The organism is Halomonas sp. AOP13-D3-9, assembly GCF_052379125.1.
Taxonomy (GTDB): Bacteria; Pseudomonadota; Gammaproteobacteria; order Pseudomonadales; family Halomonadaceae; genus Vreelandella.
This window is the reverse complement of sequence record NZ_JBQSYH010000021.1, coordinates 30510-46082: the sequence shown is the minus strand read 5'-3', so window position 1 is coordinate 46082 and position 15573 is coordinate 30510. Positions and strand designations below refer to the sequence as shown.

The window sequence follows — 15573 nt, the reverse complement described above, 5'->3', positions numbered from 1 at the left end:
TTTTCGAAATCTTATAGCTTTCTTCAAACAATTCCACAGGCGCCAAGCCGATAGTTCGAGCGTGATAACGCCCATCAAAATGCCTAAAGCGGCCACACCACTAAAATCAGCGGGATCGCAACCACCAGCACAACCAATGAAAGCGGCAGGCCCAGTTTCCAATAATCACCGAAACGGTAGCCGCCCGGCCCTAGCACCAGCGTATTGGATTGGTGCCCGATAGGGGTTAAAAACGCACAGGAAGCGCTGACGGCAACCACCATCAAGAACGGGTCGAGTGAGACATCGAAGCCATTGGCTAAACTCACCGCAATAGGCGCCATCAGCAGCGCCGCCGCCGCATTGTTGACCACGTTAGAGAGCAGCATAGAGAGTAAAAACAGCCCGATCATGGTAACGACCACCGGCCAGTCACTGCCAAAACTCAGCAGCGCGTTGGCAATCAAATCAGCACCGCCGCTGGTCTCCAATGCTTCGCCCACGGGTATCATCGCCGCTAGCAGTACGATAACGGGGCCATCAATGGCTTGATACCCTTCGCGTAACGGTAACACGCCAATCAGCAGCGAAATCAGTGCTGCAGTGCTCATGGCCACTGCGGCCGGGAGTAGGTCAAACAGCATGGCCATAATCGCCAAAGCAAAAATGGCAATCGACACGGCAAGCTTGCGCGGCTGCCCCAAGTGCAACTCGCGGCTAGCCAGGGGTAAGCAGCCCAGCGAGGCCAAGCTGTCAGAGATTTCATTTTCACTGCCCTGCAATAGCAAAACGTCGCCGTTCTTAAAGCGGATATCCCGCAACCGCTGCTTCAGGCGCCCGCCATCCCGTGCAACGGCCACCAAATGCAGCCCAAACTGATGGTTTAATCGTAGCTCTCGCACGCTGCGGTTAATCATCATAGAGTCATTGCGCACCACGGCCTCGATCAACTGCAGGCCTTCGGTATCCACGCGCTGTTGATCCTGTGTAGCGTCTTTCTTTTTAGCCTTATCTGCCTCTTTGTCACTGGCTGGATGCTCAGCGTCTTCCACTTCTGAATCTGCTTCGGCCTCTTCATCCAGCTCAGCAATCGCGCTAAGCCCCACTTTGTCTTCCAGCATTTGGAGTTCATCAGGCCCTGCTTCTAATAGCAGAATATCGCCATCTTCCAAGGCGCCGTGGAAGTTATAACCCGCCCGGCGATTATCATCGCGCACCACCGCTAACACAGGGATGGTTTCGTCCAGCTCGTCGCGCAACTGCTGTAGCGTTAAGCCTTTGGCTTTTGACTCTTCGCCCACTTTCAACTCAACCAGATAGTTAGCGGTATCAAACATTTCATCGGTAGAGGCCTGGCCGCTACGCTTGGGCGTCAATCGCCAACCCACCAGAACAATAAAGGCCAGCCCCGCCAGTGCTACCACAATGCCAACAGGCGAGAAGCTAAACATACTAAATGCTTCGTCCGTCACCTCTCGGCGATAACTGGAAATAATGATATTGGGCGGGGTGCCAATTAACGTTGTCAGGCCGCCGAGTAAAGAGCCGAACGCCAGGGGCATAAGCAGTAAGGAAGGCGAGGTGTTGTGTTCACGGGCAAGCCGCATAGCTACCGGTAGCAGCAGTGCCAGGGCGCCCACGTTATTCATAATGCCCGACAGCAAAACAATGGTACCTACCAGCACCAAGAGTTGGAGCAACAGGTTCTCTCCCACTTTAAGCACTTGGTTGGCGATGATATCGACGACCCCCGAGCGCTCAAAGCCACGGCTAAGCACCAGCACGGCAGCCACGGTAATCACCGCCGGATGACCAAAACCCGTGAACGCACTTTCGGCGGGTACAAGCCCTAGCATGACCGAACCCAGCAACGCCGCCAGCGCTACTAAGTCGTAACGAAAGCGACCCCATATAAACGCCGCGAGCGTGAGCCCAAGCACCATAAACACCAGCGTGCTCGGCGCGAGCGTTAACCAACCAAGATCTAACGCTTCAAGGCTTACGTTTTCAATGCCTGAATTCTCAACCCCAGAGCCCTGTGCACCTGAACTTTCAACACTTAAGTCCTCAGCCGACATCCTTTTCCTACTCCCTTGCCACCGCTTGATAGGGGCAGCCTACGATTGGTGCACGCCACGCTTATAGCATGGCCATGTCATCTGCACATTAGACGTTTACTATACACACGTATAGCCCCTGCAAATGGGTAGCTCGATAAACAAAAACCCACACAGCCCGGCCATGCCGAGCTGCTAAATAAGCGCATGTAGAAACGACGTGGGTTTCGATAAACAGCAACTTCGAGGATCTTGCTTGGCCGGAAAACCGTTTCAGGCTGAGGTTGATGCTACGCGCAAACAAATATCGTCAAAAAACCAACTCACTACGGCAACAAAATAGTAGACCCTGTGGTTTTACGGCTTTGCAGCGCATCTTGAGCTTTTCCGGCTTCTGCCAGCGAGTACCGATTGGCAATATCGATGTTAACTTTGCCACTTTCAAGCATGGCGAAGAACTCTTCGCACATCATCTCCAACCGCTCGCGGGTGTCGGCGTAACCGTTAAGGCTGGGGCGAGTCACGTAGAGCGCGCCCTTCTGGTTGAGAATACCGATATTAACGCCATCCACCGGGCCAGAGGCGTTGCCAAAGCTGACCATCAGCCCACGGGGTTTTAAGCAGTCCAGCGACATTTCCCAAGTGTCTTTACCCACCGAGTCATACACTACATCGCACATATCGCCGTTGGTGAGCTCGCGTACACGCTCAACCACACTCTCTTCGCTGTAGTTGATCGTCGCCCAGGCGCCGTTGGCCATGGCTAGATCCGCTTTCTCCTGGGAGCTAACGGTACCGATCAGCTTAACACCCAGCGACTTCGCCCACTGGCAGGCAATCGACCCCACCCCACCAGCCGCGGCGTGAAACAGAATGGTCTCGCCCCCTTTTAGTTCATAGGTTTGGCGCAGTAGATACTGCACGGTTAGGCCTTTCAGCATACTCGCCGCTGCGGTGTCGAAATCAACGAAATCGGGGAGTTTGACCACTTTAGCCCCAGGCAACGTATGCAGTTCGGCATAGGCGCCCAAAGGGCCTTGGGCATAGGCCACGCGGTCACCCACGTTTAGATGTGTGACACCTTCGCCAACCGCATCGACAACACCGGCCCCCTCGGTGCCTAGCCCAGACGGCATAGAGGGCGCTGGATAAAGCCCGGTGCGAAAATAGATATCGATAAAATTAAGGCCGACAGCCTTATTGGCAATACGCACTTCTCCCTGGCCGGGTTCAGCGGGAGTAACGTCGACCAGTTCAAGCACCTCAGAACCGCCGGTACTGGCAAATTGGATTCGCTTAGACATGAGTATTTCCTTATCAATTATTGAGTTTGTTCATGGTTCACATGGCAACAGGTGTCGTTATACAAGCGTGTCGCGGCGTTTAAATCAAGCTAGCACGCTAGCGTTTTTTTACCTCTATCTTTTAATGAGCAGAATTTAAGGGCTAGGTTTTAAGGATCAGGGCTTAAAGATCAAGCCACGAAGGCGATGAAATCCCGCTGTCATGCACTCATGCTAGTATTAGCGCTCTTTTATCGTCTAAGGCTTAGAGATTTGTCATGACGCATCCCGCCATTCAAGTACCCACACTCATTGCCCACCGCGGCTACTCCGCCGCCGCCCCAGAAAACACCCTAGCAGCGGTGCGCGCAGCCCACCAAGCGGGGGCCACATGGGTCGAGCTGGATGTACAACTACTGGGTGACGGCACCCCGGTAATTTGGCACGACAGCGATGTCGCACGTTGCTCAAACGGCCGCGGCGGGCTGGCCTCCATGGATTGGGCCAAGGCGCAAACCCTGGATGCAGGAAGTTGGTTTGACGACCGATTTGCGGGTGAGAAAATGCCCAGCTTGGCGCAAATGCTGGCACTGCTCAACGAGCTGGAAATGGGCGTGAATATGGAAATAAAGGTCAACAAAGGCCGCGATCCCATCGCGCTGGTTGAACGCGCGCTGCCGGAAATGCTGGATACGCTCCCCCCCGAGCGTTTGATTATTTCCTCTTTCAATGCCAGCGCCCTTACCCATTGCCGCCAGTTCGCCAGCACAGAGCGGTTGGCCCTGGGCGTGCTGTTCGGTAGCGTGCCGAAAAGCTGGCGTGAGCAGTGTGAGGCCATTGAGGCGTTCAGCGTGCACCCTCACTGGCCACGCTTAAAACGTGCCCAAGCCGACGCCATGCAGCGCGATGGCTATCAAATATTGTGCTATACCGCCAATGACCCCAGCGCCTTTCATAGCCGCTGGGCGTGGGGTATCGGCAGTGTCATCACCGATGAACCCGCCGCGTTTAAGCGCTTTTTAGCTAGTCACTGATAAGCTCAAACACTGACAAGGAGTCGACCGTGAAGTACCTAGGAGCCCATGTGAGCGCCGCTGGCGGCGCAGACCAAGCCGTACACCGGGCGGTAGCCATCGGTGCAGACGCCTTTGCGCTATTCACTAAAAATCAGCGCCAGTGGCAAGGCAAGCCGCTCACCGATGAAGCGATCCAAGCCTTTCGCGATGCCTGCGCCGAACATAGCTTCGCCCCCGAACAGATTCTGCCCCATGACAGCTATCTGATTAATCTTGGCCACCCGGAGCAGGAAGGTCTACGCAAATCCCGGGATGCCTTTCTGGATGAGATGCAGCGCTGCGAGCAATTGGGGCTGACGCTGCTTAATTTTCACCCCGGCAGCCACTTAAATAAAATCAGCGAAAGCGACTGTTTAAAGCGTATTGCGGAATCCGTTAATGAAGCACTAGCGCATACCCAGGGCGTCACGGCGGTGATTGAAAATACTGCTGGGCAGGGTACTAATCTGGGGTGGCGCTTCGAGCATTTAGCCGAAATCATTGCCCATGTAGACGATAAAACTCGCGTTGGAGTGTGTATTGATACCTGCCACGCCTTTGCGGCGGGTTATGATTTGCGCACGACACAGGCCACCCAAGCAACGCTCGATGAATTAGCTAGCGTTGTCGGCTTTGAGTATCTGCGTGGCATGCATTTAAACGATGCCAAAAGCGATCTTGCCAGCCGCGTGGATCGCCACCACAGCCTGGGTAAAGGCAACATTGGCCTGCCCGCTTTTACCGCTATCATGCAGGAGCCACGAATTAACGGCATTCCGATGATCCTGGAGACTATTGAACCGGAGATCTGGACTGATGAAATCGCTTGGCTGCGCGCTCAAGCATCCTGAGCGATAGCTAAATAATGTACCCAGCGTTCAGCGTTTTTTTGCACGCCCGGTAATGCTTGCCTACGCTTAAACTCCTTTACCCAAGCCCCAGCCTACGTAAGGAGCGTGCAATGAGCGATACCGATCTCGGCAGTTTAGATGCCCAGACCCTAGCTCACTTGTTTGAAAGCCGAGAGGCCTCCCCGCTAGAAGTCACCCGCGCCGCCCTTGATCGGATTGAGCGCTTCAACCCAGACGTTAACGCCTATGTGTATGTCGATGCTGAAGGTGCAGAATCAGCGGCAAAAGCCTCGGCGCGGCGCTGGGGACAAGGCAAACCACTTAGCCCTATTGATGGGGTGCCGGTATCGCTTAAAGACCTGACCCAGGTGGCGGGCATGCCCTGCCGAGAGGGCTCGCTGACTTCTTCTGAAGCGCTATGCGACACCGACGCCCCACCCGCACGCATGCTGCGTGAAGCGGGCGCCATCCTGCTAGGCAAAACCAACACGCCCGAATTTGGCTGGAAAGCAGTAACGGATAACCGTGTTTTTGGCGCCACGACCAACCCCTGGGATACGCGTTTAACCCCCGGAGGCTCTTCCGGCGGGGCCGCCGCGGCCGCGGCGCTCAATATGGGGGTGCTGCACCAGGGCGGCGACTCAGGCGGTTCTATCCGGATTCCCGCTGCATTCACCGGGGTTTTTGGCTTTAAGCCTACCTTTGGCTGGACGCCCCAATGGCCGCCAGCTAAAGAGCCCAGCCTATCGCACCTGGGGCCATTAACGCGCACCGTTCGAGATGCGGTGAGTATGTTAAACGTGATGGGCCGCTATGATTACCGGGACCCTTACGCCACCCGCGGACAGCCTGAAGACTGGGGTGTCGATTTAGATAAAGGCTTAACCGGGCTGCGGATTGGCTACTCAACTGATCTTGGCTACGCGAAGGTAGACCCGCAAATTGCCGAACGCGTGCGCGAAGCGGCCAATCGGTTGGAGGCATTAGGAGCTGAAGTGGTCGACGTGCATCCCGGTTTTTCCTCACCGCTGGATACCTTTCGCAAGCTATGGTTTACCGCCTCTTTAGAACAGTGGTCACAAATGGATGACCACCAGCGTACGCTGCTAGATTCAGGCATGATAGCCAATGCCCGTAAAGCCGAACCCTGGAAAGCCGTTGAACTGTTTCGTGCCTTGGCAGATCGCGCGGAATTAACCCAGCGCCTTGAGCACTTTAACCAAGAGTACCATCTGCTGATGACGCCCTCGGTGGCGATACAGCCGTTTGAAATAAACCAAGAAGTTCCGCCAAGCAGCGATATGCGCGACTGGGAAGAGTGGGCGCCCTTTAGCTATCCCTTTAACCTGAGCCAGCAACCCGCCGCGTCGGTGCCCTGTGGCTTTACCGACAACGGTTTACCGGTGGGCTTCCAGCTCGCGGGCGGCAAATATGATGATGTGCGCGTTTTGCGTGCCTGCCATGCCTACATGGAAGCGCACCCCCCGCGTTTTCCTAGCGTTCCCAACCCTGCCCAGTACGCTTAAATTGCAGCGCCACAGATGTGCATAAAAAAACCCAGCCGGGCATAACGCCGGGCTGGGGTTTATGCTTTCGCAGCGTAGTCTTACATCGCTGAAAGCTTCTCTTCATCCAGTACGCCTGACATCCGCACCATGGCGAGCGCTTCATCCAGGCTGCCCACTTCTTCCATCATCACCAGTTCGCTCTCTAAACTCACCGGCTGACCGGCTGTTTCAGACAGCAGTTTTTCCAGAGAAGCGACATCCATAGCGTCGTCTAAGTGGTGAACATCCACTGAGGCGCTGTTGCGGCCCGGCAGGTAGATGGTGCCATTAGAGAAATCCACGGCGTAGGCAATCACTCCGGGTACGATAAAGAACAGCAAACCCACCCCATTGGCGATAGCAATCACCGGATCAATATCACCGCTTAATTGGCCCTTACGCTCAGGATGAAAAAGCGTACCACAACCACTCAATGACACGATGGAAGCGCCAACCACGGCGCCAGTCAACCAGCGACGAACTGCTTGATGCATGAAGGTTCCCTCAAACAAAAAAGTAACGATAGTCGTCGATATAGCGTATTGCGCTTGGTTTTTTTACCGACTATCGCGCCATAAAACTCGATAAGTTTAGCACAGCCATTTCAAAGCATAGATGATTTGGCGATAAGGACTATTTTGCCGCTTTAACCGCTAGGCCGTACAATGCCTGCATTCAACGCTTTTAAGCACTTTTTCAAGAACTAATTCTCAAGAACTTTTCTCAAGAACCAAGGAATGCTCACGCCCATGCGCGCCAGCCAATTACTGATTGCCACTCTAAAAGAAACCCCGGCTGACGCCGAAGTCATTAGCCACCAGCTAATGCTTCGCGCCGGGATGATTCGCCGTTTAACCTCGGGGCTTTACACCTGGTTGCCACTGGGCCTGCGCACGCTGCGCAAAGTGGAAGCCATTGTGCGTGAAGAGATGAACCGCGCAGGTGCTCAAGAGGTACTCATGCCCGCCGTGCAGCCCGCCGAGCTGTGGCAGGAGTCTGGCCGTTGGGAGCAATACGGTCCCGAGCTGTTACGCCTCAAAGATCGCCACGATCGCGACTACTGCGTCGGCCCGACCCACGAAGAGGTCATCACCGACCTGGTTCGTAAAGAGATCGCCAGCTACAAGCAGCTGCCCGTCAATTTCTACCAGATCCAAACCAAATTCCGCGACGAGATTCGTCCGCGCTTTGGGGTAATGCGCTCACGCGAGTTCATCATGAAGGACGCTTACTCCTTCCACTTGGATGAAGCCTCGCTGAAGCAGACCTATCAGGATATGTACGACGCCTACACGCGCATTTTCACGCGCCTTGGCCTCGACTTCCGTCCGGTCATCGCCGACAACGGCTCCATCGGGGGTACTGGCTCCCACGAATTCCACGTGCTCGCGGATTCCGGCGAAGACGATATCGTGTTCTCCACCTCTTCCGACTACGCGGCCAATATGGAAAAAGCCGAAGCTCTGCCAGCACCGCTTGGCAGCCAGGCAGCCCGCGCTGAGCCAAGCGAAGAGATGCACCTCGTTGACACCCCCGATGCCAAAACCATCGCAGCATTGGTTGAGCAGTTCGAGCTACCGATTGAGAAAACCATTAAAACCTTAATGGTTCACGCGGCTGAAGGCGGCTTGATCGCACTACTGGTTCGTGGTGATCATGAGTTAAACGAGGTAAAAGCCGAAAACCTACCCCAGGTCGCCGCGCCGCTCACCATGGCCAGTGAAGAAGAGATTCGCGCTGTGGTTGGCGCTGGCCCCGGCTCACTTGGCCCGGTAGGCTTGAAAATGCCGGTGATTATCGACCGTAGCGTAGCGCTGATGAGCGACTTCGGCGCGGGTGCCAATGTGGATCACAAGCACTACTTCGGCATTAACTGGGAGCGCGATGTGGCTCTGCCTCAAGTGGCCGACCTGCGCAATGTAGTGGAAGGCGACCCCTCTCCCGATGGCCAAGGCACCCTCTCGATCAAGCGCGGGATTGAAGTGGGTCACGTTTTCCAGCTTGGCCAAAAGTACTCCCAGGCCATGGACGCCAACGTACTGGGCGACAACGGCAAAACCAGCCACCCGTGGATGGGCTGTTACGGCATTGGCGTAACCCGCGTGGTCGCCGCCGCCATTGAACAGAATCACGATCAATCCGGCATTATCTGGCCCAACGCCATTGCCCCCTTCCAGGTGGCGCTGGTGCCAATGAATGCGCACAAATCCCAGCGTGTACGCGAAGAGTCTGAACGTCTTTACCAAGCGCTCACTGCCGCAGGCTTAGACGTCTTGCTGGATGACCGCGACACCCGACCTGGGGTTAAGTTTGCCGACTTAGAACTAATGGGCGTTCCTCACCGCCTGGTGATCGGCGACCGCGGCCTGGACAACGGCGAACTGGAATATAAAGGTCGCCGAGATAGCGAAGCCACCATGGTGCCTGCGGATCAAATTATCGACTTTTTGCGTGAGAAAGCTAGCTAAGGTAGTAACGCTTAGCGGGGTTTTGCTGAGCGGCGCTGGGTTTGTAGCGACAAGCCCTATTGCGGCTCAGCCGCTACCCCAAACCCTGCGCCCTACCCTTGAAGCCGCTAATCAGCAGCATCAAACGGCCCACCAACAGTGGGTAGCGCGTCAGTGGCGAGAGCGTATGGACACGCCACTGGCGCGTTTTATGGAGGATGCTGCGCAGCGTCAGACGCTGCTAACACGCATCTATCAAGAAGCCAGGCTGGCAGGCTTACCGCCAGACTTGGTATTAGCGTTGATACAGGTGGAGAGCGCCTTCAAAGCGGATGCTGTTTCCTCGGCAGGCGCCGTAGGCTTGATGCAAATCATGCCTTTCTGGGTCAGCGAGCTAGGGCTGCCGATTGACGACTTGACCTACCCGCAGCGCAATCTGCGCTATGGCTGTACGATTTTGGCCCACTACCTGGCCATTGAGAATGGCGACTTTACCCGGGCACTGGCGCGCTACAACGGTAGCTTGGGGCAAACCTGGTACCCGGAGCGGATCATGCGTGCTTGGCGAGATACCTGGCGCCACCCCACCCTACGTTAAACTGTTGGCTTACCGTTAAGCCAAACGCATGACTTTCTTGGCTAATCCATCCACTATTAAGTCCAACACTGTGCCAGCTAACTACCTGCCAGCTAACTACCTGCCAGCTAACTATCTGCCAGCTAACTACGTGCCAGCTTAATGAGGAATGCCCGTCTCAATGCCAATACAACAACGTCGCCCATTGATGAGCGTTATCAGACTATACGCCGCCCCGCTATTGACAGTGGCAACAATCCCCCTACTTGGCTCCACCGCTGACGCCGCGCAAATAACGGTTCGCAGTGCTGACGGCCAGCCGCTTGAGGACGCCGTCGTTGAGGTTTACTACGACTCGTCGGCAGGCAATCCACCTCAGGAAGAGAATATCTATCAGCGTGATGCCGCTTTTCATCCCAAGGTGCTCACCGTTCCGACCGACAGCTATGTCGCCTTTCCCAATCAGGATACAACCCGTCACCACGTCTACTCTTTTTCATCCGCTAAAACCTTTGATTTAAATCTCTACCTGCAAGAAACGCCGCCGCCAGTTCAATTTGATCAACCCGGCATTGTCGTTCTGGGGTGCAATATCCACGACCATATGCAGGCTTTTATTGTTGTCAGCGACGCCCCCTATGCGGCGACAACCAATGCTGAAGGCTCGCTGGCCCTGCCTACGCTGCCATCTGGCGAGCATCGCGTGCGCGTTTGGCACCCGCAACTCGATGACAGTCAGCAAGTCTGGTGGGAAGGCATAATTACGGATGCCGACCAGTTGGAAGTCAGTTTGGAACTCAACGCGTTGCCCCCCCCAGCGCCAACACTCTCGCCCCTTCAGCAGCGATTTAAAGATGCCACTTAATCCCCTACCAACGTTCGGGACATGGCGCTCCGCCACTTAGTGAGGTTGCTATGCGCTTTAGAACGCGCCTGATGCTCGTGCTACTGACCGTGGTGATTGTCTCGCAGCTCACCACCGGCGTGGCGTTTCTTCGCGCGACCCAAAACGACGTCATTGCGAAAGGCTCCCAACGTTTAGAAGTGGGCGCCAATGTACTGGCACAACTGCTGGATGCCCGAGGTGAGCAGCTAGCCAATAACGTTGCAATCCTCGCCGATGACTTCGGTTTTAAAAGCGCTGTTTCCACTCAGGATACCGAGACCCTCTACTCCGTGCTGGCAAACCACGGCGAACGTGCCAAGGCCGATATCGTGTTGCTCAGCGGTCTCGATGGACATATTTTAGCCAGCAGCCATCACGCACCAAACAGCCCAATGCCTTTCCCGCAACTGTTCGAGCGGGCTCGCCAAGAGGGTGAGGCAGCTAGCGTCGTCATCGCCGAGGGGCAACCTTATGAGTTTGCCCTGCTGCCTGTTCGTGCCCCCAACCTGATTGGCTGGGTTGGCATGGGTTTTTTAATCAATCAGGCGGTGACGGAAGAGATTAATGCGTTAACCGGGTTGGAGATTAGCGTGGTTAACTTCCTCGCTAACCGTGAGATCAGCTACCTGGTAAGCACTCACGATGAGCAGTTAGCCCAGCAGTTAATCAGCGGGCGTGGTAGTGAGCTTATCGAAGGCGAGTATGCCCTACACAGCCAGATGACGCCGGATGCGGAGTATCTGGCCTACGCGAGCCAGCTCTATTCTGACGACGCTAATCACACCTATGCGCTGCTGCAACTCTCCCGCAACGAGCTACTCGGCGCTTACCGTTCATTGCAGTGGCAGCTGCTGGGCATCATTGCCCTGATCCTACTGTTTACCGTGCTGATTGCCATGTGGAGTGCGCGGAGCATGAGCAAACCGCTAATGGAACTGGCGAAGGCGGCACAGCGAATTGGACGCGGAGAGCGTTTCACCGAGTTACCGATCGGTACTGAGCGCAGCGAAACCGGGGTATTGGCGTCGACACTGTTCGCTATGCAGGAGGGCATCGCTCAGCGTGAGGCCACGCTGCATCATCAGTCCCGCCACGACTTACTCACCGACCTGCCCAACCGCATCAGTGTCCAGGAGGATATCAGTCTTTTAATCCAACGCGGCGAACCGTTTACCCTGCTGCGCCTGGCGATTAATAACTTCCGCGATATTAACGACACCTTCGGCTACGCGCTGGGAGATCATATGCTGATCACCCTGGCCAAGCGCCTACAGCACTTAGACGCCGATAGCACAGCCTACCGGCTTGATGGTGATGAACTATTGCTCCTGGTGAAGCAGTCGCAAACTGACTTTGCCTGGCGGGCACGCCTTTTCACCACGCTGCACCAGCCTATCGATCTTGATAAATCCCCCATCACACCGTCACTCTCGGCGGGTGAAACCAACTACCCCGACCACGGCGACAGCCCGCAACTGCTGCTGCGTCGGGCCGATATCGCACTGGATATGGCGCGTCGCCATCGCCAGCCCCATCAACGTTACCTAGAGGGGCAGGATGAGCACCATTTACGCCAGCTCACCTTGATTCGAGACCTACAGGACGCGGTAAGCAACGGCGAGCTATGGATGGCCTACCAGCCTAAAGTAGACACACACAGCGGCCACGTTAATCAGTGTGAAGCGTTGATGCGTTGGCGCCACCCGTCGCTGGGCTTTGTGCCACCCGATGAATTTATTGGCCTGGCCGAGCGCTCAGGGAGCATCCGCATGCTCAGTCAGTGGATGTTGGCCACTGTCTGCGCCCAGCTGCATACTTGGCAGCAAAGTGGTTACCACTTATCGGTAGCCGTTAACCTCTCCGCCAGCGATGTGATGGATCGCCAATTAACGACTTATCTGGCTAACCTACTAGAACGCTACCGCCTTGCCCCTGCCCGACTGAGTATCGAGGTCACTGAAAGCGCTGTTATGCAGGATGTCGATGCGGCCATGGCCACTTTGACGGAGCTCAACCAGTTGGGGCTGCGTATCGCCATTGATGATTACGGCACCGGCTACTCCTCTCTGGCGCAAATCAAACGCCTACCCGTCGATGAACTCAAGATCGACAAATCCTTTGTGTTAGCGATTGATTCACAAAAAGATGACTTAACCATTGTCACCTCGACCATCGAAATGGGCCACAGCTTAGGGCTGCGTTTAGTGGCCGAAGGCGTTGAGAATCGCGCCAGCGCCGAGCTGCTGAGCAAGCTCGGCTGCGACTACTTGCAAGGCTATTGGATTGCCAAACCAATGCCCGCTGACGAGCTCCCCGTTTGGTTGGATAATTTCACTTCGCTGTCGTTACCCCACCCGATGTCTTCCCTACTAAAGATGCTCCAGAGAAAGCCATGATAATATTTCAATCGGTGTGTTCACTGCCCCACTCACACTTTCGGCACTCCCGTTCCAGCTGCTTTGCGCCCTGCTTAGCTCTGCGATTAGCCCTGTGCTTAGCAGTCTGTTTAGCGCTTGCAGCCGCGCCATCGTTTGCCGGTAGCCGTATTGTAGGTACGGGTGGGGTAAGTGCTATTGAAGGGGCCGCAGGGGGCGGATTATCGCCTTGGGCCGTGCTAGCCAGCACCGCAAGCGAACAGGAAATAGGCGTAACGGCTGCCGCCACCCGTGCCTGGGTGGACGACTACCGGCTAACGGTGACCAGCGCCAGCGTGAATATTTATGATCGTGTTGAAGTCTCAGTGGCTCGTCAAACCCTTGATTTAGAAACCCTGGGTGGCGAGCTAGGCCAGAATATTTACGGCGCGAAGGTGCGCTTATTCGGCGATGTGCTCTACCACCCTTGGGGCATTTGGAGTGCGGGCGTACAGCATAAACGACTGGTGGATGGCACCATTCCCACTGCACTGGGGGCCGACGAAACGCGCGGTACCGATGTGTACCTTAGCGCCAGCAAGCTGCTGTTTAGTGCTTTTGCTGGGCGCAATGTGCTGCTCAACGCCACCTTGCGCAACACCGACGCCAACCAGGGCGGCCTGCTCGGCTTTGGCAGTGATCAGGGGAGTCGCTCGTGGGTAGCCGAGGGTAGCGTGGGCGTTTTTATTACCCCGCAATGGATTGTCGGCGCCGAGTATCGCCAAAAACCCGATAACCTAAGCGTGGCTAAAGAGGACGATTGGCAAAGTCTCTACACTGCCTACTTCTTCAATAAGCACTTATCACTCACGGGCGCCTGGTTGGATTTAGGCGACATTGCCGGTCTACCTTCTCAGCACGGCGGCTATCTTTCACTCCAGGCAGCTTTTTAAGCGGGGCGCTATGATTGATCAACGCAGCACCTTTCAACGCAACAGCTATCAAAATAGCAGCTATCAAAACAAATACACTCGTGCACGTGGTTGTTTAATAGCGCTTACGTTTGCCGCGCTCACATTGACACTCGCTGGCTGTGTTCATCAGCCAACGCAAACGACGCTCTACGAGCGCCTGGGCGGTGAAACTACGATTGATGCAGTGGTTGAGAACCTGTTATACCGAATTGCGGATGACTCCGAAGTGGTGGTGTTTTTTGCTAACACCAATATCGATCTGTTTGCCGAATCGCTGGCCAGCCAGCTGTGCGATGTCAGTGACGGCCCCTGCCACTACGAAGGCCCGCCAATGGATCGTGCTCACCAACATATGGGGCTGACAGATGTGCATTTTAATCGCTTAGTGGAACATCTCGATGCCGCCATGCAGGAGGAAGGTATTGCCCTTGGTGCGCGTAATGAACTGCTGGGAAGACTTGCGCCCATGTACACAGACGTTATGCGTCTCCAGTAACCTGCCAGCCGTCACGGCCGGCCGTTTTCACCCGGTAGAGCGCTTTGTCCGCGGCTTCGTAGGCGTAGGGAAATGTTGTTTCATCAGCCACAAAGCAGCTGCCGCCAACGCTCAAGGTGACGCCTTTTTTATCTGGATGGGCGGGGTGTGCGAAGTCAGTCTCACGCACTCCTTCAACCAATTGTCGGCAGTAGCTTTTTAGCGTCTCAGTATCCGGGCAGAGGAGTAGCGCCGCAAACTCATCGCCCCCCAAACGGTAGAGCTGGGCCTCGCCATTAAGCGTCTCACCAATCAAAGTAGCCAGTTGGCGCAGCAGGGTATCGCCTTGGGGGTGCCCGTAAGCATCGTTATATTGTTTAAAAAAATCGATATCGACCAAAATCAGTCCCAGCGACTGATGCTGCATTGCCAAAACATCTTGATGCAAAGCGCTGCGATTACCGATCCCGGTGAGCGGATCGCGCATGGCGCGCTGCATCCACTCAAAAGTCTCTTGGGTGGCACGATCAGTGCGCCGCAGCTGGCGTTCGTGAAGCCACCAAAACACCAACCCCATCACAAAGATTAATAAGCTGGAGTAAGTCAGCACCTGGCTATGCTGGCGCGTACTTTCTGAAAAATCATTAATCGCCGCGCCACGCCGGTCAAGCTGATCCATCTCAATGTGGGTCAGGCATTGAATAGGTGCAAACAATGCTGATACCGCAGCGAACCGATCGATGTTCAGCGCCGTTAACTGAGCCACTAACCGATCTAAGTCCATCAAACTAGTCTCGGCGCAGGCATACTCACGTCGATAGATGTGCACATCGGCTAAGCCATAGGCGATCTCAATGTTCATCGCTGCAGCATCAAGTCTCTCAGGCTGATCGCCCAATAGCTCAGATTGAGCATTTTGCAGATAAACACGCGACCGGGTCGCCAACTGTTGGCCTGTCAAACTTCCCGTTTGGCTAAAGTAAGCCTGTATTTCGGGGTAGACCCAGCGCGACTCATAAACAATCAGTACCATCAGCCCCAAAAAGCTCATTAAGCTTAGCGACAACCACGTAACGTAGCGATGCTGG

The 15573-nt window shown here is 55.3% G+C and carries 13 protein-coding genes; 9 read left to right on the top strand and 4 right to left on the bottom strand.

Annotated features, from left to right (window positions below; genetic code table 11):
* Positions 1 to 83: 83 nt before the first annotated feature.
* Entirely contained in the window at positions 84 to 2057 is a 1974-nt protein-coding gene (locus ACT3UM_RS20410) for an SLC13 family permease (protein WP_498901907.1), read from the bottom strand.
* Between the two features lie 305 nt (positions 2058 to 2362).
* A complete protein-coding gene (locus tag ACT3UM_RS20405; RefSeq protein WP_498901906.1) occupies positions 2363 to 3340 on the bottom strand; it encodes an NADPH:quinone reductase in 978 nt (325 codons plus the stop codon).
* 257 nt (positions 3341 to 3597) lie between these two features.
* Here ACT3UM_RS20405 and ACT3UM_RS20400 point away from each other — a divergent pair, with 257 nt between their 5' ends.
* The 3 genes from ACT3UM_RS20400 to ACT3UM_RS20390 all read left to right on the top strand — a co-directional run bounded on the left by ACT3UM_RS20400 (position 3598) and on the right by ACT3UM_RS20390 (position 6751).
* A complete protein-coding gene (locus ACT3UM_RS20400) occupies positions 3598 to 4353 on the top strand; it encodes a glycerophosphodiester phosphodiesterase family protein (RefSeq protein WP_498901905.1) in 756 nt (251 codons plus the stop codon).
* A gap of 29 nt (positions 4354 to 4382) precedes the next feature.
* Positions 4383 to 5225 carry a deoxyribonuclease IV gene (nfo, locus tag ACT3UM_RS20395; protein WP_498901904.1) on the top strand — a complete coding sequence of 281 codons (843 nt, stop codon included), beginning with the start codon at positions 4383 to 4385 and terminating at the stop codon, positions 5223 to 5225.
* Between the two features lie 110 nt (positions 5226 to 5335).
* Positions 5336 to 6751, top strand: coding sequence for an amidase (locus ACT3UM_RS20390; protein ID WP_498901903.1), 1416 nt, complete (start codon positions 5336 to 5338; stop codon positions 6749 to 6751).
* Positions 6752 to 6831: 80 nt separating this feature from the next.
* On the opposite strand, the gene ACT3UM_RS20385 is transcribed toward ACT3UM_RS20390, so the two are convergent.
* Positions 6832 to 7266: a hypothetical protein gene (locus tag ACT3UM_RS20385; RefSeq protein ID WP_498901902.1), complete on the bottom strand. Its 435-nt coding sequence runs from the start codon at positions 7264 to 7266 to the stop codon at positions 6832 to 6834.
* A 255-nt stretch (positions 7267 to 7521) separates the two neighbouring features.
* Here ACT3UM_RS20385 and ACT3UM_RS20380 point away from each other — a divergent pair, with 255 nt between their 5' ends.
* The 6 genes from ACT3UM_RS20380 (at position 7522) to ACT3UM_RS20355 (ending at position 14506) form a co-directional block, all read left to right on the top strand.
* Positions 7522 to 9240, top strand: coding sequence for a proline--tRNA ligase (locus ACT3UM_RS20380; RefSeq protein WP_498901954.1), 1719 nt, complete (start codon positions 7522 to 7524; stop codon positions 9238 to 9240).
* Complete coding sequence (locus ACT3UM_RS20375; protein WP_498901901.1) at positions 9224 to 9817, top strand: transglycosylase SLT domain-containing protein; 594 nt, start codon at positions 9224 to 9226, stop codon at positions 9815 to 9817. Before ACT3UM_RS20380 ends, ACT3UM_RS20375 begins: the two co-directional genes overlap by 17 nt.
* 160 nt (positions 9818 to 9977) lie before the next feature.
* A complete protein-coding gene (locus tag ACT3UM_RS20370) occupies positions 9978 to 10661 on the top strand; it encodes a cupredoxin domain-containing protein (protein ID WP_498901900.1) in 684 nt (227 codons plus the stop codon).
* 50 nt (positions 10662 to 10711) lie between these two features.
* The gene (locus tag ACT3UM_RS20365) at positions 10712 to 13078 is read left to right on the top strand and encodes a bifunctional diguanylate cyclase/phosphodiesterase (protein WP_498901899.1); all 2367 of its coding nucleotides are present in this window, start codon (positions 10712 to 10714) and stop codon (positions 13076 to 13078) included.
* Positions 13075 to 13989 carry a DUF3034 family protein gene (locus ACT3UM_RS20360; protein ID WP_498901898.1) on the top strand — a complete coding sequence of 305 codons (915 nt, stop codon included), beginning with the start codon at positions 13075 to 13077 and terminating at the stop codon, positions 13987 to 13989. Before ACT3UM_RS20365 ends, ACT3UM_RS20360 begins: the two co-directional genes overlap by 4 nt.
* 10 nt (positions 13990 to 13999) lie before the next feature.
* Positions 14000 to 14506 carry a group I truncated hemoglobin gene (locus tag ACT3UM_RS20355; protein WP_498901897.1) on the top strand — a complete coding sequence of 169 codons (507 nt, stop codon included), beginning with the start codon at positions 14000 to 14002 and terminating at the stop codon, positions 14504 to 14506.
* Here ACT3UM_RS20355 and ACT3UM_RS20350 read toward each other — a convergent pair.
* Positions 14490 to 15536, bottom strand: coding sequence for a GGDEF domain-containing protein (locus ACT3UM_RS20350; RefSeq protein ID WP_498901953.1), 1047 nt, complete (start codon positions 15534 to 15536; stop codon positions 14490 to 14492). The genes ACT3UM_RS20355 and ACT3UM_RS20350 overlap by 17 nt on opposite strands.
* Positions 15537 to 15573: the final 37 nt, after the last annotated feature.